This window comes from Corticicoccus populi, from assembly GCF_042686195.1.
GTDB lineage: Bacteria > Bacillota > Bacilli > Staphylococcales > Salinicoccaceae > Corticicoccus > Corticicoccus populi.
This window is the reverse complement of sequence record NZ_JBHUOQ010000004.1, coordinates 314,796-332,524: the sequence shown is the minus strand read 5'-3', so window position 1 is coordinate 332,524 and position 17,729 is coordinate 314,796. Positions and strand designations below refer to the sequence as shown.

Genomic DNA, 17,729 nt, shown 5'->3' with positions numbered 1-17,729 from the left:
TTTATAAATATAATATATAATCAAAAATTTTAATAGTTTCAATTGTTCAATATATTATAGATAAAGTAAATGACTTGATATAAGGAACGTATGTTCCTATAATGTACTGAAGAAGTAAAATAATTATTCTGACATTTAATGGAGGTCCTGAGGTTGGGAAATAGAATTGAAGACAACGAAAGTATACGTCTTATAAAATCATTGAAGGATGATTTAAATAATAGTCGAACTGTATATCCAAATCATAAAGTAGATGAAATAACAGAAAATATTGAGACATTATCTTTGATTCCAGATAAATATAATGAAATATTTTTAAGTAGTGGATGGATTGCACATGAAACATTGGATATAGAAATCATGAACAAAGCAATCAACATTTATAACGAAGAGAATCTCAGCCGTGCCGAAGAATATATTCTTTCAATGTACAGGAAGAAAATTAAAACCAATTTAAAAATCGTAATAGCGCAAAGCCCTATTTTTTCACGCAAACGGCTTATTTATTTAGCCCAAGAAGATTATAACAATAAAAGATATCACTCCTGCATACCTGTGATTTTAATGTTATTAGATGGTATTGTTGATGATATTAAGAATTCAGGACTATACTCAACGAATACTGATTTAGAGATTGAAGACAGTATTACTGGGCATAAGCGAGGACTTAAGAAATTAATTGAATTAATCACTAGTGCTACTCAAAAAACTAATGTAAATTCAATCTCGATTCCATACAGGAATCGTATTTTACATGGCAGGGAGTTATCGTATGATAATGAAATAGTCGCAGTTAAAACTTTTGCCTTATTATTTTACGTATCAGATTGGATTAGAAGTTTACGAAATGAAGAGCAACGTAAAAAGGATTCCATTGCTATGAATAACCTAACAATACCTACTAGACAAGATATAGTAGCTCATGATGATAAGAAAAGAGAAGACTTATTTAAACAATGGAAGCCGAGAGAAAGAATCCATCTTGAAAATCCTGATTTAAATACACATAATACTACAACACCCGAAGGTACAGTTTTAGCGTTTTTTAAGTATATTCAGGAAAAAAATTACGGGACTCCTGGTAAGTTCTACTTTAAAGAGATTTATGGAGATGTATCCAGTGGGCAACAAGCAGGAGTCTTAAAAATCCCTTGGGAAAATAAGGAAATAATTGGAGTGAGAAACTTAGTGTGTACTGATACCGGTCCTTCGAAATCAGATATAACTGTCCAAGTTGAATATAAAGTTAATGGTTGTAAAAAAACAAAAGAAATAAGTGTGTGGACTATTTATGAATTAGAAGGATATGCCCCTAATAGAATCTTGGAAGGTGGCATTTGGACAATTCCAAGAATAGAAAGTATAGGATGGGAATTAGACTAGTTATACAGAATGAATGACAGTAATTATATTAAAAAAATGTGAACTAATTTGATTAAGAAACTGTCCTCCTAATCAGCAACAAGTCATTGGTTAACTAAGAGAATTTATATATAGTTTAAATCAGGATATGAATAACGGAGCTATAGTTGGATCGCCAGATATTTCTAAGTATGAAGAAGAATGTATAAAGAAAATGATAGAAGCAACACCAAAATTCGACTATAAACCTATACTAACTAAATATAAGAAGTACATCATTGTTTAGATAACGAAAAAGATATGAATAAAACAGATTTATTCATAGAGCAGATACTTTTAATTAAATAGGTTAGAAATAAATTTACACATTACTCTCCTATCATGAATCATCCCAGTGAGGACATGGATGAAGGTATTGATATTATTGAGAAGTTTAAGGGATTTAATATCTGTTTAAATAAATTTTCAAGTGGTAAGAGAATCTATCCAGATACTTTTTTATCATTAGATTTCCTGAAAGTGTTATGGAAAAAAGACCGCACCATAAAGTGATACGTAGCAAGTTATCATAAATGATTGGATATTTTGAAAAAATATATAGATATACGAAAATAGTGGAGGAATAAATGTAACAGAATCTATAGTCCTCTTGGCTAGTGTTATTGCTGCGTCTATTTTTAACGTATCTAGCCATAAATAGTACTAGAGATAATGATGAACAAGTTTACAGAAACCATATTAAATCAGGATGGATTATACTTGTAGATGTGTTAATTGTGGGTATGGGACTTTATTACTTTTTTAAACTAATATGACTGTTTTGTATCAGAAGACGGATTTGAACAAATCAAGTGATTTTTATATTGAATATAAGATTTTTAGTGAGATTTAATCCTGATATTGTGAAGGTTATCAATTTTTGTCCAAATGTCACTATAGTTATTATAGGGAATACTTTGCTTCATATAACCGTAAATAGCTATTCTGTATTCTCTTTGAGATGTATATAAATTAGGTTTGTAGAATACTGTATCTAAAACATTGTCGATATCATTAAAGTTATCGAACAATGGATGCTTGGTATCGAAATACTCGACAGGTCCCATTCGATAGGAAATATATTCTTTTTCTAATAATTGATTTTTAATAGTATTGACAAAATGATTTGGATCTAAGGTTATGTAGATAATTCTCTTTTCTGAGTAAGTAGGTAAAGAGTCAAGATATGAAGTTTTAAATTTATATAACCCATCTTCAGTTGATTCTACATCTTCTGAAGTAATGATTGTAAAACAGTGTATTTTTATATTTTCTATATCGCTTTTCCATTTTGAATGGCGAAGTGACTTCAGTTCTTTTAATTGATGTATCTCACTTTCACCTTCAATCTGAAAAAGTACTATATAATTATTTGGATCTTTCTCATGGCAAGCGACACCTTCATCTAAATCTTTAATCAGTGTATCAGGCACACCTTCGTCTTTATAATAAAATAAATTTTGCATAAAAATCTTACCGCTTTCAAAATCTGAGGCATATTCCGGTAATACATATTTTAAGAAGCCAATTATCTTCATTTTTAATCTCCTTTACAATAATGATAATATATGAAAAAGATTACTCATTCGTAACTCTACTATAGTAAAATATAATTCACAATATCTAGGAGAGATAATAAAATGAAGAAGTATTTATTAGCTCATATTTTATTTTAGATGCTTGTGGGTATTCCGAAGAAGCAATAAATGTAAACATTCAAAATGAATTAGAGATTTAGGCATCAAATGGTGAGTATAAGCTTAGGGAAAAGAATTATAAGGGTTTAATAGCTTTTAAAAAGGGACTGGAGAGTAGCGTATGAGCGATTTTAGTGAAATTCCACAAATTAAAGAACAAGAAAATTTCGCTAAGGAATTTAAGAGAAATGAGAAGTTTTTTAAGCGATTACTACCTAAAGAAAAATATGAAGAAGCTCGGTTAGTAGTAGAGAATATAGAGAAATTAATTATATTACCTTCAAAATATAATCAATTATTTTCAGACCATGGTTGGATTGCTCATGAGTCTATAAAACCAGAATTGATGGAAGAAGCTATTAGAAAATTTAATGAGAAAGATTTTGAATCGGCAGAAAGTTACATTATGAAATGCTATGAAGAAAAAATCAAGAAGGGAATAAAATTTACCACAGCTGTAGAACCATTATTTTCTAGAAGAAGATTAATTAATCTTGCTATTGAGGACTTTACAGAAGAACGATATCACGCATGTATACCGATTATACTTATGTTAGTAGATGGTGTTGTAAATGATATAAAAGACAGTGGTTTATTTGCAGAATCAACAGAGTTAGAGGTGTGGGACAGTATTTCGGGTCATAGTGAAGGACTTAAAAAGGTGGTTAAAATTTATAATAAAGGCAGAAAAAAAACTACCGAAGAACAATTAAACCTTCCGTATCGTAACGGGATTTTACATGGCAGAGATTTAAATTATGATAATAAGAAAGTAGCATTAAAAAGCTTTGCACTTGTATTTTACCTTTCAGATTGGATTCGTGCTTATAAAAGTGAAAGTTCGAGAAAAGAGGAATATTTGGCTAACATAAATTATACTTTTGAAGATTACATTTCTCATAAAAAAGATATGCAAGAATTTGAAGAGCTTCAAAATGAATGGGAGCCAAGGGATATGATAGTGATTGATAATCCCAAATTAGAAGATTATGATGAAAGTACTCCAGAAGGTACTGCGATTCTTTTTATTAACTATATTAAGCAAGGTAACTTTGGATCCCCTACTAAATATTTTTCTGAACAGCATTATGGTGATTTACTTAAGAAACACAGAATCAGACAACTAAAAGAGACTTTCGAAAATAAAGTTATAATATCACTTGAAAAAGTTACTTGTGAAGATATTGGCAGTGCAAAATCCAAAATCAATGTAACTCTGACATATTCATCAGATATTTATAGCGAAAACAAAGTAGAGATGGAATTAAATTTAAACTATGAAATGAATGGCAAAATTGAAAATAGATTGAAAGAGAATGGTAAGTGGATTATCAGAAATATTCTAGGAGCCGGGTGGTTATTAGTTTAAGATAGTACATTTGAAATATATAAAGAATTTTGTTTTGACTGTGGTTATCCTATTGCTCAAAAAATCTGGATTAAACGTTTTGGTAAACCAGACTATAGAAGAATTAACATGTGGGGAAACGATGTAGATCACTTAATCTGGGTCAGACCTGTGCCGGAAGTATAGAATAAAACCGAATCATAAAGTGATACGTATTTGCATATCACAGTTGATTCGGTTTTATAATGTATTTCTTAATAGAAATGCTGTCTCTTGGAATCTTCAAATCTATGTTTCTTAGCTATTATTTTTATTTCGACGGGGCTATTCTCGAGCTATTTCTAACATATAAAAAATTTAATCCAGTCCCTACCCTGTACTCTTTGCATCGCTGATTATAGCGTTAATCTCACCACCGATTAAAATCAAAAGAGAAGATAGATACAGCCATATCATTAAAATGACGATGGTTCCAAGATTTCCATAAATCATGGAATAATCAGCGATACTTACATAATACGAGAATCCGAGTGAAACCAGGTGCCATCCAATTACAGCGAATAATGTGCCTGGAATGATATCAAGGAAGCGTAATTTTTTATTTGGAGCGAAGTAATACAGACATGCAAATACGACTATTAAAATGATAAAGCTGATCGTCCAGCGAAATGTGTTCCAATCCTGAAGGAAGGCCGAATCAAATCCTAGGAAGGAAGAAATAGATAAGCCGATTTCTCTTCCAAAAACAAGGAATATTAAAGAGATGATCACACCTATAATCATACCGAAGGTCAGCAGAATCATCACACCAAGAGCATTAAAAAAAGACCTGCTCTCCTCCACCTGATAAGCACTGTTTAATGTCCGTATTAATGCACCTGTGCCCATTGCTGACAGCCATATCGCCACAATCATACTTAGCGACATTAAGTCACCCCTGGTGACCTCAAGTACCTGGTATAGGTTGGCTTCAATCAGCTGCATTGATCCTTCCGGTGCATAAGGTCTGATGGTATCCAGCACTGTTTCGGTTCTAATGGGCAGAAAACGCATTAAGGTAAACATCAAAATTAAAAATGGAAACAATGCGAGCAGTAAATAATAAGCGAGTTGCGCAGCCATATCAAACACTTTATTTTTCATTGAATGTTGGAATAGATTTTTGAAAAAGCTTTTTATTCGGGTCATCATCTAATTTCCCTTCAAAGTTATTCGTTTCGATAGAAACTTTCTATATGAGAACTGTATTTATTTTAGCACTGTGGTTCATTACACAAACTGTAGAGTCAGTTTGTTATGTATCTTGGGTCTTCGTATTCTTCCTCACACAGTGATTACAGCATGTTTATACATACCCGCTATTTTATACTGCTACTCCGAAATTTTATAAGTATCATCTTTTTTTCTGCAGAATATCGTGTATTATATTATTAAATCGAAAGTCATACTTATGATGAAATGAGAAACTGAAATATGAACTGTAATGATACAGCTCTTTATAGTTTTGATAACTGACACAGGGTAATCATAGAATATTTCAATATTAGAAAGGGGAAAGTTACATGGACAAAGAAACACTAAAAGAATGGGTTAAACCTTATAAGGACAATTCAAGTCACCCGTATTATCGTCCATTTATCGCACATGATGATCAAAAGAAATACAATGTTTTCTTAGTTGGTATTAATCCGGCAACGCCGATATATTCCCATGAAATAGATTTAGATAAGTATGTTGAATTGCTGACAGATTATGAGGAATTTCATAAAAAATATGATGAAATCCGTATAAACCAAGGTAAATTAAAAATGTCGCGCACCCGAATCGGAATAACCAGTTTTGTTGATGAAATTGAAAAACGCACGGGGGAATCAACGCTGGAGACAAATGTTAATTCTTATCCAACAAAAAATAAAAAAGAATTAAAGAAGGTTGAATCGGAAATTATAAATCATGGATTCCGTTTATTTTATGAAGTTTTGATGGATCACTCACCACAGGTAATCATTGTACATAGTAAAAAAGGAATCGAAGACTTAGTGAAAGTACTCTATAAATACAATATCATTGATGAACAACTATTTTGTAAAGAGTCAGTATCTGAAATGGAAAGCAGTAAAGAACCATTTATAAAGTTAGATTATCAAAATGGTAAAAAAGGAGCAGTATTTGTTTGCAGACATCTTATGCTTCATGGTTATAGTGGAAGTTCATTTTCAGCATTTAAAGATAAAGTAGCGGCCTATTTGAAAGATTGTTAAATGAATTTTATTTTAAATCTAATTACTATTATATTGCTGGTTGATCAATAATGTACTATAATTAGTACTAAATATAGTGCTTATAATAGGTTTTAAGGAGTGTGTGATATGAAAATTCTAGATGTTCCATATACAAGTTTATCCGATATGAAAAAATCCCCGGCCAATGCATTCGTTAAAGCAAGAGAAAGTAAGACAGGAGTTTACGTATTCAAAAATAGCAAACCGTATGGTGTGGTTATGACTAGTGAGCAATATGAAGAATTAAATTTAGAAATTGAGTCATTGTATGACAAAATAGATGAGCTGATTGTTAAAGAACGTATTGCAGAAACTAATATCAAAGTATATTCAGAAGAAGAAGTGCTTGGTGATGTATTAAATAATGTTGAATATGATGACAATGACGGTTGGGAGTAATCTATGTATGAATTACAATTTACGCAATATTCACAAGCGGAACTAGATAAACTTGATGGTAGTAAAAAAATATTCGTATATAAAGCGTTCCAAAGAATAAAAATTAGAGGCATGGAAGCTGGACAGCCATTATCTGGAGAACTTAATCAATGCAGGAAACTTAAAAATAATAAATTGGGACTGCGTATTGTTTTTAGAGAAGTGAACGACAAAATAGAAGTGATAGAAATAGTGGCGATTGGCAATCGATCAGATAAAGAAGTGTACAAGAATTCTATTAAAAGACTCAGGGACGTATAACAGGGATAACTATGTAATGAAGCAGGTTTATCTAATTATAGAAGCAATTTGGACTGCCAGGAGAAGGTCGTTCAAGTTGCTTTTTTCTTAATTTTACTCCATGGCGCTATTACTTTAATTTTTTGGAACTTATAATGAGCAAAAATATAGAGAAAATTGGTAGACTAGTTGATACAAATCTTAGAGAATTAAAAATCTCATACTTACTTTACCAATGGTTTATTTCTTAGAAGGATCATTAGAAAAATATTTCGGGAGCTTTAATTTTGTAGTTATAATTGTGTTTTTCATTAATTACAGGGATTCTAATAATAATATTTCTTAGTGGAATTTATCCTTTTTAGTGAGAGTTCTAGTTTTGGTAGTGGTTAAGTAGCATAGTCCGAAAGGTACTTATATCATTTTTATTCTAAAAAAGATTCAAAGTCATATTTCAGTATAGGTTTGAGTCTTAGTATTTTATCAGTATTAAGATAAAGTATGCATTGTTCAGTATTATAATTTACCAGGGTCCTTATTTATCTTATATTGTAAGATATTGTTACAAAGATTATTTCAAAAATATTTGTAATAATCTATAATTAAAAATATATAAGGAGGGGTTTCATGACTACAATAAATGAAGATATAAATAATCTAGGAATACATATTGATTTTATGGATACTTATAGTTACGTACTATGCCAGAATGAAGTATCTATTGTGACTCAATTTAATATTGAAAATAATAGTGGAGAAGAAATTGAAGATATTAGAATTAAATTTTACTCTGATTCCAATATAGAATTATTTAATGAATTTAATCAAGAAATTACTTTACTTCCTCCCCAAAGAACATTTTGGATGAACAATATAGCATTGGATTTAAATTTCGAGTATTTCTTCAATATAAAAGAAAAAACTGTAACTTATATCAATGTTGAAATCAAAGTAGGACATGGAAAAGTATTTCAAACTAGGTTAAAAATAAATGTTCTTCCTTTTAACCATTGGTTAGGAACGTATATTCAGCCAGAATTAACAGCTGGTTTTGTGCTGCCAAATAATAGTGAAGTATTAAGAATTATTTCAGAGGCTAGTAAATTATTGAATGAATGGACAGGTAACCCAAGTTTTGATGGTTATCAGTCAAGGAATCCAGAACGAGTTAGGAATCAAATTGCAGCAATTTACGGTGCCCTAAAAAATGATGGAATTGCATATATTAACCCACCTGCTAGTTTTGAAAATTACGGACAGAAAATCAGATTTCCCAATGAAATAATTAATTATAAACAAGGAACATGCCTGGATTTATCATTCTTGTATGCAGCTTGTTTAGAATGCATCGGCTTGCATCCCTTAATAATATATACGAACGGTCATGCTTTTATAGGCTGTTGGTTGGAAGAATTAAGATTCTCCGAAGCTATTATCGATGATATAACGGAACTTACAAAAAGAATGTCTAAAGGAATCAGCCAGGTTATTTTAATCGAAACAACTGCTGTAACTTATGGAAGTAATCATAACTTTCAATCTGCTGTCGAAATAGGACAAAACAATTTAAGCAATATAAATGACTTTAACTTATTTATTGATATATCTCGTGCCAGACAAGACAGAATCTTACCGTTACCTTTTTATCTAAATGATAATGAATCATATAAATCAGAAGGATATGGTGAGGTCGAGAAAGTTCATAACATACCGATGGACAATATTATAGTACATAAAAACATAAATACAGAAAAAGTTGAGGATATTTCAAAAACTTCTGTTTGGGGTAGACATCTCCTAGATATGACCTTAAGGAATCCAATGTTGAATTTTAAAGCAACTAAAGGCTCTCTTCAACTTATGGTACATGATCTTGCAGAATTAGAAAATGAACTAGCATCACATTCTCATTTTAAAATCATCAATAAACCAAGAGATTATAAAATCGATATTAGTGATAACAACTTTTATAATATAAAAAACTTGAAGCATCTATATGGTGATATTATTGAATCAAATTTTAGAGAAGACGTAATCAGAAGTTTTGAAACCAAGGATTCTTTAGAGAGGAAAATGACTGAAATATATAGAAAGGCAAGAAATAGTATCGAAGAGAATGGTTCAAATACTCTGTTTCTTGCTATTGGTTTTTTAAAATGGTATGAAACTGAAACAAGTCAAAAAACACTTTATGCTCCTATATTACTTCTTCCTCTCTCATTTGAGAAAAAGAGAGCCAAAAGCTCTTTTTATCTTCAATTAAATGATGAAGAGCCGCAAATTAATGTCACTTTGTTAGAATATTTGTATCAAAAGTTTGGGATAGATATACGTGGTTTAAGAGAGTTGCCTTTAGATGAAAGTGGGATTGATATCTCTCAACTATTTTCAGCTATAAGACGTCAGATTATGGATCGCGCTGGGTGGGATGTAGAAGAGTATGCTTTTATAGGTAATTTTTCATTCAGTAGTTTTGTTATGTGGAATGATTTACAAATTCGTAATAAAGAACTTATTCATAATAAAAATATTCAAACGCTCATAGAACAAAAATATGATGAAACCGATACTGTTAAAAGTATTATAGCACGGGATATCGACAAACAAATTCTACCGCATCAACTTCCGATGGGGAGTCAAGTGGACTCTTCCCAATTGGAGGCAGTTAAAGCCAGCATTGATGGGCGAAGCTTTGTTTTGCATGGCCCTCCAGGTACGGGTAAATCACAAACAATCACTAACATGATTATCAGTAATTTAAATAAAGGCAGGAAAGTTCTATTTGTGGCTGAAAAAATGGCTGCCCTGAATGTTGTGCATGAAAGATTAGAAAGGCTCGGTTTAGATGAGTATACATTAGAACTTCATTCAAACAAAACTAAGAAAAGTGATTTCTTAAATAAACTTGATAAGACTTTGAACAGTAAAAACAATTTGCCAGTGTCGGATTATGTAGATAAATCTGAACACCTCCATAATTTAAAAAAAGAATTGAATGACTATGTTGATGCGCTACATTTACCTGACAGTAGTGGTACTAGTTTATATGATCTCATTCAACAAAACGAAGACTATAAACACGTACCTAATGATATTAAGATAAATATAAAGAATGTGAACCAGTCTGTAATAGAAAAAGTAAAAGATGAATCTTCACTTTTACAGGGAGCAATGGAAGAGATTAAAGGTTCATTTTTTGAACATTCGTTAAGAGATTTCAATATGGTTGAGTACTCTATTAAAAAAAGTACAGAGTTAGCAGAAATAATTCAGAGGTTCACTGAGTTGATTAATAGGATAACAGCTGACAAGAATATTTATAAATTTGAACCAGATATTATTGAGGAAGCAGAACTTCAAATTATTAAGGAAATTGCAAGTATTATTGATAGTAGAAATTTGAATATAAATATACCAAAAGAAATTGAACAATCAAACAGCCTTGAAGAATTATCAACTCAATTTAAAGAGGCAGAAAATCTTATTAATCTTTATCTTAACAGTATGAAATCAGTAGATTCTATATTTAAACAAGGCATCATGAATCTCAATGAAAATGAATTATTATTAGAATTTGAAAATATAGAAAATAAACTTACATTATTCAAGAAACGAAAATTAAATAGAGTAGTGGATAAATTGAGAATTCATGCGTTAGATATGAATAATTTAACTATTGATACATTCAAAGATAATATACAAGATATTACTAATTATAAAAATGCAAAGCAGAATTTATTCGATAGAGAAAAATATTTCACCACAATATTTGGAGAGTTATGGAGACAGGAAGATACTGATTTAAATATTTTAGGTGAGATAATTAGTTTTTTGAAGAAAGTTCAAGATATTCGACTGACAGAAGATGATTACAACTATATTAACCATTTGGTAGAGATACGTAAATCATCAATAAATGAATATGATAATTTTTTGGAGATGTTGAGTTCATATTCAAAAATAAAAAATGATCTTGTAAATAAGTTTGGATTAAAAAATGAGAAAATAAAAAATTATACTTTGACAGAATTGACTAGTAAAAGTAATCATTATATAGAGGGAATAAAGGACTACAGAGCATTAGCGTCCATTAATAATGCAATCCAAAATATGGATGACATTTTCAAATCAGAATTGCGGGAACAATTTTTAAATGTTTCCGATAGAAATATTCCAATTCAAGATTATATTTTCAAAAATATCACCGGGCAATTAATTGATAATCATTTTGAGAGAAATTCTATGATTAATTCATTCAATGGTATGGACATGAATAATAAAATAGAACTTTTGAAGAAAAGAGAGTTGGAATTCTATAATCTTAATATACAAGATACAATAAATAAAATATCATTCGAAGTGGACAAAGTAAAAACAGACGCTAAATATGATGATGAATTGGTTTTCTTACAAAAATCTATACGTAGTCGTAATAGATCCACATCAATTAGAAATATTTTTAACCAAGCACCAGACATCTTAAGGTCAATATTCCCAATAATGCTGATGAGTCCAATTTCAGTAGCGCAATATATTGATACAAAATTTCCTAAATTTGATTTAGTTATTTTTGATGAGGCATCTCAAATTCCAACATCAATCGCAATTGGTGCAATTTCCAGGGCTGAAAATTGTATAGTTGTAGGAGACCCAAATCAAATGCCACCAACTAACTTCTTTAAATCGAATAATATTGATGAAGATAATATTGAATTAGAAGATTTGGAAAGCTTACTAGATGATTTTCTCGCAGCTAGCCTGCCTGAGAAACATTTACTATGGCATTATAGATCAAGACATGAGAGTTTGATTTCTTTTAGTAATGTAAACTATTATGATAGTTCTTTGAGAACTTATCCATCAATTGATGCGTTAAAGTCCCACGTTACAATGGAAAATGTCCATGGTATTTATGATCGGGGGAGTACACGCACCAACCAAAAAGAAGCTAAAGCAATTGTTAAGGAAATTATTGAAAGATTGAATGACTCAAACTTAAAAAATAAAAGTATTGGGGTTGTAACTTTTAACAGTTCACAACAAGATTTAATAGAAGATTTTCTTCAAGAAGAATTTTCAAAACATCCCGAATTGGAATCTTTTAACTTAAATATGGAAGAACCGATATTTATTAAAAACCTGGAGAATGTTCAAGGTGATGAACGAGATGTTATTTTATTTTCTACGACCTATGGATATGACGATAATGGAAAAATGACTATGAATTTTGGTCCTCTTAATCAAGAGGGAGGATGGAGACGTTTAAATGTAGCTATCTCTCGTTCCCGTGAAGAAATGAGATTATTCACTTCATTTAACCCAGAAGATATTGATATTAACAGAACTCGTGCAAAAGGTGTCCATAATCTTAAAAGTTTTTTAGAATTCGCAAAAAATAATCATGCTTTGTCTACTCCCCTTTTTGATACTCGAGAACACAATAACCAAATTATCAAAGAGATTGAAGAAAACCTCAAGTTAAAAGGATATCAAGTTGAGAGAAACGTTGGGAATTCTGAATTTAAAATTGATTTAGCAGTAAGAAACCCGATAAATGAAAATTCTTTTTTACTGGGTATAATGTTGGATGGTAAAACTTACTATAATTCAAGTACTACAAAAGATAGAAATATTATTCAACCTGATGTCCTCAATCGTTTAGGTTGGCAACTTCATAGGGTATGGACAATTGACTGGTATGAAAATAGTGAACGTGAGATAACTCGTATTTATGATAAGTTAAATAGTATTACAGTATAAAATATTATTCTGTATAATTAGGACCCGTATTTGAGAAAATTCACGTGCGGGTCCTGTTTTTTGTTTGGTACATTAATTCTTATTTGTGTCTTACAAATTTAGAAATATGTGTACGATAAAATAATCTTTATGTTTTAAATTATGTGGTCTAGAAAACTTATAGAATCGTATTTTCTTAAAACGCAAAATCAATCCTCCTCCCCCGTCAATATGCGTCATTATTGAGCGGCTCCAATAATTATGGTAAAGTACTTTTGTTAAATATGGAGTAGGAGGATGCCGTCATGATTAGGGCTAACTGTGATGAAGAGAAAGAAATGCCTGTGGTTACAGGCGCGTCGTTGAAAGTAATATCCCGAAGTGTGTGTCACACGGGGTTGAATGAAATGAGGGTGACATATGCCTGATCACCATTTGTTAGTTGAGAATCTTACTTCTGTTTGGTGGATAGTACTGGTTGCTGCACTCGCACCGATACTTGCATTGATTTCACGCAGGTATGTACCTGATGTGGTGTGGCTCCTTGCATTCGGGGTGGTTATCGGTCCGAACATGCTCGGCCTGGCGGAGCAGACGGTTGCCGTAGAGTTCCTGCGGGAACTCGGGATGGGATTTTTATTCCTGCTCGCGGGTTTTGAAGTCAGTACGTCTGATATGCGGGCGCGTCAAGGTAAACACGCGGCTCTTACATGGATGATATGTGCCGCTCTTGGTGTCGGTGCGGGGCTGTTACTTACGGACGGTGAATTCCGTGTGGCAATAGTGCTCGCTATCGCCTCTACATCAACGGCACTCGGTACACTGCTGCCGATACTGAAAGATTCTGGCGTAATGAACACCTCACTCGGCAGGGCGACGATGACGCATGGTACGTACGGGGAACTGCTGCCGATTGTAGCGATGTCACTGCTCCTTTCCACATTCGCAACATGGCAGGCATCGATTGTTCTGATTGTCTTCGCTGTTATTGCTGTTCTGGTTGTCGGTCTTCCGATACGATTCATCCGAAAAGTACCGCTTCTAGGCAGAGCGGTCGTATCAGCATCCAACACGACCATGCAGACAACATTAAGAATGACAGTTTTTGCACTGGTGACACTGATGCTGCTGACAGCTGTATTTGAACTGGATATTGCGCTCGGTGCATTTTCTGCAGGTTTATTACTCAATGTGGTATTCAAAACGTTCTCTCCGGAACACGGTGAAGAAATTGCACACAAAGTTGAAGTTGTCGGATTCAGTTTTCTTATTCCGATTTTCTTCGTCACAAGCGGAATGAGTATTAATCTCGGTCAGGTGTTAAGTGAATGGCAGCTCCTGATTGGATTTGTCGCTTTAATAGCGATTGTCCGGGGTCTGGTGGTCTTCCTCCGTGAGCGGTTGACCAGCACATATTCAGGAATTGAATCACCGAGAGAGCAAATTGCGCTCGGCTTATATTCAGCGACCGGCCTACCGATTATTGTTGCAGTGACGCAGATTGCGGCCTCATCAGGAATCATCGATCAGGTAACGGCTGCCACTATGGTCACCGGCGGGGCTTTGACAGTATTGATCTTCCCGCTTATCGCAAACCTGATTCTGCCGAAAAATCATTAAAAGAATGCCGGTTTCAGCCTGATTAATAAAAGACGGGATGACATAGTTGTCGTCCCACCTTTTTTCGTATAGATATTTTATTAAAATAAAGGGAATCGGTGCAGTTTATTCAGCCTACTGCTCTGTATCCGAATCCGTACTTGTACCCCGCCAGTAACGGTATGAGATAATGGTCAGAGTAATCACGGCTATCCATGCAGCCACTAATACGACACCGTTAAATACAGATTGTTTTACTGCAAAGGCACCTAATGCGACCAGGGAGACCTGTCCCGGTATAGAGGCAAGAAATGTTGCAGATATGAAGGCATGCTGTTTTACACCCAGGGCACCGGCACCGTAATTAACCGGCCAGTACGGCAGTCCCGGCATCAACCTCGCCGTACACATTGCCCAGAATCCGGCGTTATTAAGATATTTCTTTACAGTAGAACTGTGCCGGCCGAGGAGTTTAAAAGTGATATTCTGACCTGCAGTACGGGCGAGCCAGTAACCAATCCATGAACCAAGTATCACGCCGGAGAAAGAAAACAATGTCCCTCCGACAACACCGTAAAGAGAACCTGCGACTAATGCAGGGACCGTAATGGGGATAGGCGTAACAGCAATTGCTGCAGTAATGCCGATAAAGACCAGCCACCCGGCCCAGCCGTATCCGAGGATGATTTCACGCATCTCTTCGGGTTCAGGTAAATCCATGTTAAAGCTGATCCACAAAAAAGATACCCCGAGTATAATGAGCGCAATCAAAGAAATGATTGATCTCGGTGAAAATGCATCACTACGGTCTCCTCCGGAACTCATAATGACTGCCCTATTCTTAAATTTTTATCAAAGGCACCAAACAATGCATTCGATTTTCCAACGTTGTCTATGATTTTCATTCCAAATCCTCCTGAATTTTGATTTGTAAATTTCTTGTTAGAACGCTGCCTGCATTTATGTAAAATATGAACAAGAGTCTGGGTATCAGACTCTTGTGTTAACATGTCATTCTAATTTTGTATCTAATGTTCCGGTTCTCTTTTACAGGAGACAGGAATATGAAATGTGTCTTCCGGAAGTATTAAGGCAGCTGGTTCCCTGCCGCGAGATAAATATCATACCATTCCTGTCTATCGAGGACGATGTCCGCCCCGGCAGCACTGTCAGCAATTCTTTTCGGATTCATCGTGCCGAGGATCACCTGGAAGTTTGCCGGATGTCTTAATATCCATGCAGCAGCTACCGCATTTTTAGTTACGCCGTATTTTAAAGATAGTTTTTCCAGAGTCTCATTTAATTTCGGGAATTTTTCATTATCTATAAAGACCCCGTCGAAGGTACCGTATTGGAATGGTGACCATGCCTGGATAGTTGTGCCTTCATTTTGTGAAAAAGTGAGTATTGAACCGTCATGGTCGACAGATTGTGAATCCGTCATGTTTGCATGTAACCCGACATCTATCATACCGCTGTGCATGATACTGAACTGCAGTTGATTAATAATGAGTTTCTGGCTGACATTATTCTGAAGTAATTTGAACTGCTCAGTGTTGAAATTGGACACACCGAAATGTTTTACCTTACCCGACTTCTCCAGTTCATCAAAAACCGAAGCCACTTCTGCCACGTCCATCAACGGATCCGGACGGTGAAGCAGGAAGGAATCCAAATAGTCAATCTGCATTCTCTCCAAGATACCGTCTACGGAATTAAGTAAGTGTTCTCTGGAAAAATCATATCTTTTTTGTTCCCTGTTTTCTGCAGTCGGCGGCACAATTCCTGCCTTTGATTGTATGAAAATGTCTTCACGGTTTACAGAAGACTGTTTGAGAGCCTGTCCAAAAATGATTTCAGACTGTCCTTTGCCGTAAATATCCGCAGAGTCAAAAAAATTAATGCCGTTGTGATATGCAGTTTCTATCACTTCCGCTGCCTCATCAACAGAAAGTTTGTCCATTCTCATGTTACCCAGGATGACTGATGATGCCTGCCATTCAGTGTTTCCAACATTTTGTGTCTTCATTAAAATCCTCCTGAATGATTCATTAATATTTAGCGGTGAAATTAAAAACATATCCATTACTTTAATTTCAATCCCCTATTCAATTTAAATATACTGTTTAAGTGCCTGTAGTTCAACTTTTTGAGAATGATATAATATATTCATCATCGTTACAGGGACTGTAGTTTTAAAGAATATACTTTTAAAATAATTATACTGTAAATATGAGTGGGAATCTCGAGTGGCTGAGAAAAATAATAAATACAATATCGCTGTGATTATCGTACTCATTGTTGGTCTCGGTTTAGGTCTCTTAGGATATTTTGGTTTCATGGAGTTTATAAAACATTTTCCAATGAATGGTTGATTTAAGAGATTATTTTAAGAAAAATAATATAAATAAAGGGTGAGATTTTTGGAAAAAGCAATTGTCATCGGATGCCCGGGAAGCGGGAAAAGTACATTTTCAAGATTATTGATGAAGAAAACGGGTCTGCCGCTGTTTCATTTGGATATGCTGCAATGGAAGCAGGACAGAACAACAGTCTCAGGGGAAGTTTTTCAGGAACGGCTGGATGACATTTTAAATACAAATCAGTGGATTATTGATGGTAATTACTTATCAACCATGGAAGAAAGAATGAGGGAAAGTGATACAATATTCTTTTTGGATTACCCTGTAGAGACATGTCTTTCAGGTGTCAGAGAAAGAATAGGAAAAAAGAGATCGGATATGCCCTGGGTTGAAGTGACAGAGGACGCGGAATTTATGGCATTCATCAAGAATTTTAATGTAGATACGAGACCGGTGATACAGGAGTTATTAGAAAAATATTCATATAAGAGAGTAATTATATTTAAGGGCAGAAAGCAGGCAGAACAATTTTTAGAGGGAATAGTGTAAATTCTTATGCGGTATTATTAAAATGAGGGAAACTATTATGTAGATGCTGTTTATAAATGAAGGAATTTATAGT

At 33.5% G+C, this 17,729-nt stretch carries 14 protein-coding genes; 10 read left to right on the top strand and 4 right to left on the bottom strand.

The features are described from left to right. The first annotated feature begins 153 nt into the window (after positions 1–153). On the top strand, positions 154–1,383 hold the full coding sequence (locus ACFSX4_RS11305; protein ID WP_377774666.1) for a hypothetical protein: 1,230 nt from the start codon (positions 154–156) through the stop codon (positions 1,381–1,383). A gap of 857 nt (positions 1,384–2,240) precedes the next feature. On the opposite strand, the gene ACFSX4_RS11300 is transcribed toward ACFSX4_RS11305, so the two are convergent. Then, positions 2,241–2,939: a hypothetical protein gene (locus tag ACFSX4_RS11300; RefSeq protein WP_377774664.1), complete on the bottom strand. Its 699-nt coding sequence runs from the start codon at positions 2,937–2,939 to the stop codon at positions 2,241–2,243. A 280-nt stretch (positions 2,940–3,219) separates the two neighbouring features. Between ACFSX4_RS11300 and ACFSX4_RS11295 the strand changes: the two genes are divergently transcribed. Beyond that, complete coding sequence (locus ACFSX4_RS11295) at positions 3,220–4,467, top strand: hypothetical protein (RefSeq protein ID WP_377774662.1); 1,248 nt, start codon at positions 3,220–3,222, stop codon at positions 4,465–4,467. A 348-nt stretch (positions 4,468–4,815) separates the two neighbouring features. Here the strand turns inward: ACFSX4_RS11295 and ACFSX4_RS11290 are convergent, their stop codons facing one another. Further along, positions 4,816–5,637, bottom strand: a complete 822-nt coding sequence (locus ACFSX4_RS11290) for a YihY/virulence factor BrkB family protein (RefSeq protein WP_377774660.1) — start codon at positions 5,635–5,637, stop codon at positions 4,816–4,818. Between the two features lie 371 nt (positions 5,638–6,008). Between ACFSX4_RS11290 and ACFSX4_RS11285 the strand changes: the two genes are divergently transcribed. The 6 genes from ACFSX4_RS11285 to ACFSX4_RS11260 all read left to right on the top strand — a co-directional run bounded on the left by ACFSX4_RS11285 (position 6,009) and on the right by ACFSX4_RS11260 (position 14,765). Beyond that, entirely contained in the window at positions 6,009–6,707 is a 699-nt protein-coding gene (locus ACFSX4_RS11285; protein ID WP_377774658.1) for a hypothetical protein, read from the top strand. Between the two features lie 108 nt (positions 6,708–6,815). After that, positions 6,816–7,127 carry a hypothetical protein gene (locus ACFSX4_RS11280; RefSeq protein ID WP_377774656.1) on the top strand — a complete coding sequence of 104 codons (312 nt, stop codon included), beginning with the start codon at positions 6,816–6,818 and terminating at the stop codon, positions 7,125–7,127. Positions 7,128–7,130: 3 nt separating this feature from the next. Continuing rightward, complete coding sequence (locus ACFSX4_RS11275; RefSeq protein WP_377774654.1) at positions 7,131–7,427, top strand: type II toxin-antitoxin system RelE family toxin; 297 nt, start codon at positions 7,131–7,133, stop codon at positions 7,425–7,427. A gap of 606 nt (positions 7,428–8,033) precedes the next feature. Further along, positions 8,034–13,166, top strand: coding sequence for a DUF4011 domain-containing protein (locus ACFSX4_RS11270; RefSeq protein ID WP_377774652.1), 5,133 nt, complete (start codon positions 8,034–8,036; stop codon positions 13,164–13,166). 284 nt (positions 13,167–13,450) lie between these two features. After that, the gene (locus tag ACFSX4_RS11265) at positions 13,451–13,573 is read left to right on the top strand and encodes a hypothetical protein (protein WP_377774650.1); all 123 of its coding nucleotides are present in this window, start codon (positions 13,451–13,453) and stop codon (positions 13,571–13,573) included. Next, positions 13,566–14,765, top strand: a complete 1,200-nt coding sequence (locus tag ACFSX4_RS11260) for a cation:proton antiporter (protein ID WP_377774648.1) — start codon at positions 13,566–13,568, stop codon at positions 14,763–14,765. Before ACFSX4_RS11265 ends, ACFSX4_RS11260 begins: the two co-directional genes overlap by 8 nt. A 114-nt stretch (positions 14,766–14,879) precedes the next feature. On the opposite strand, the gene ACFSX4_RS11255 is transcribed toward ACFSX4_RS11260, so the two are convergent. Both ACFSX4_RS11255 and ACFSX4_RS11250 read right to left on the bottom strand, forming a co-directional pair. Beyond that, a complete protein-coding gene (locus tag ACFSX4_RS11255; protein ID WP_377774646.1) occupies positions 14,880–15,569 on the bottom strand; it encodes a TVP38/TMEM64 family protein in 690 nt (229 codons plus the stop codon). Positions 15,570–15,831: 262 nt separating this feature from the next. Continuing rightward, entirely contained in the window at positions 15,832–16,773 is a 942-nt protein-coding gene (locus tag ACFSX4_RS11250) for an aldo/keto reductase (protein ID WP_377774644.1), read from the bottom strand. A 220-nt stretch (positions 16,774–16,993) separates the two neighbouring features. On the opposite strand from ACFSX4_RS11250, the gene ACFSX4_RS11245 reads away from it, so the two are divergent. Then, a complete protein-coding gene (locus tag ACFSX4_RS11245; RefSeq protein ID WP_377774642.1) occupies positions 16,994–17,119 on the top strand; it encodes a hypothetical protein in 126 nt (41 codons plus the stop codon). Positions 17,120–17,167: 48 nt separating this feature from the next. Then, positions 17,168–17,656, top strand: coding sequence for an adenylate kinase (locus tag ACFSX4_RS11240; RefSeq protein ID WP_377774640.1), 489 nt, complete (start codon positions 17,168–17,170; stop codon positions 17,654–17,656). Positions 17,657–17,729 lie beyond the last annotated feature (73 nt).

Bases quoted from the DNA above. Each gene is read 5' to 3' on its own strand.
- ACFSX4_RS11295 (WP_377774662.1), top strand. From the start codon at position 3,220: ATGAGCGATTTTAGTGAAATTCCACAAATTAAAGAACAAGAAAATTTC.
- ACFSX4_RS11280 (WP_377774656.1), top strand. From the start codon at position 6,816: ATGAAAATTCTAGATGTTCCATATACAAGTTTATCCGATATGAAAAAA.
- ACFSX4_RS11300 (WP_377774664.1), bottom strand. From the start codon at position 2,939: ATGAAGATAATTGGCTTCTTAAAATATGTATTACCGGAATATGCCTCA.
- ACFSX4_RS11260 (WP_377774648.1), top strand. From the start codon at position 13,566: ATGCCTGATCACCATTTGTTAGTTGAGAATCTTACTTCTGTTTGGTGG.
- ACFSX4_RS11270 (WP_377774652.1), top strand. From the start codon at position 8,034: ATGACTACAATAAATGAAGATATAAATAATCTAGGAATACATATTGAT.
- ACFSX4_RS11285 (WP_377774658.1), top strand. From the start codon at position 6,009: ATGGACAAAGAAACACTAAAAGAATGGGTTAAACCTTATAAGGACAAT.
- ACFSX4_RS11250 (WP_377774644.1), bottom strand. From the start codon at position 16,773: ATGAAGACACAAAATGTTGGAAACACTGAATGGCAGGCATCATCAGTC.
- ACFSX4_RS11290 (WP_377774660.1), bottom strand. From the start codon at position 5,637: ATGATGACCCGAATAAAAAGCTTTTTCAAAAATCTATTCCAACATTCA.
- ACFSX4_RS11255 (WP_377774646.1), bottom strand. From the start codon at position 15,569: ATGAGTTCCGGAGGAGACCGTAGTGATGCATTTTCACCGAGATCAATC.
- ACFSX4_RS11265 (WP_377774650.1), top strand. From the start codon at position 13,451: ATGATTAGGGCTAACTGTGATGAAGAGAAAGAAATGCCTGTGGTTACA.
- ACFSX4_RS11275 (WP_377774654.1), top strand. From the start codon at position 7,131: ATGTATGAATTACAATTTACGCAATATTCACAAGCGGAACTAGATAAA.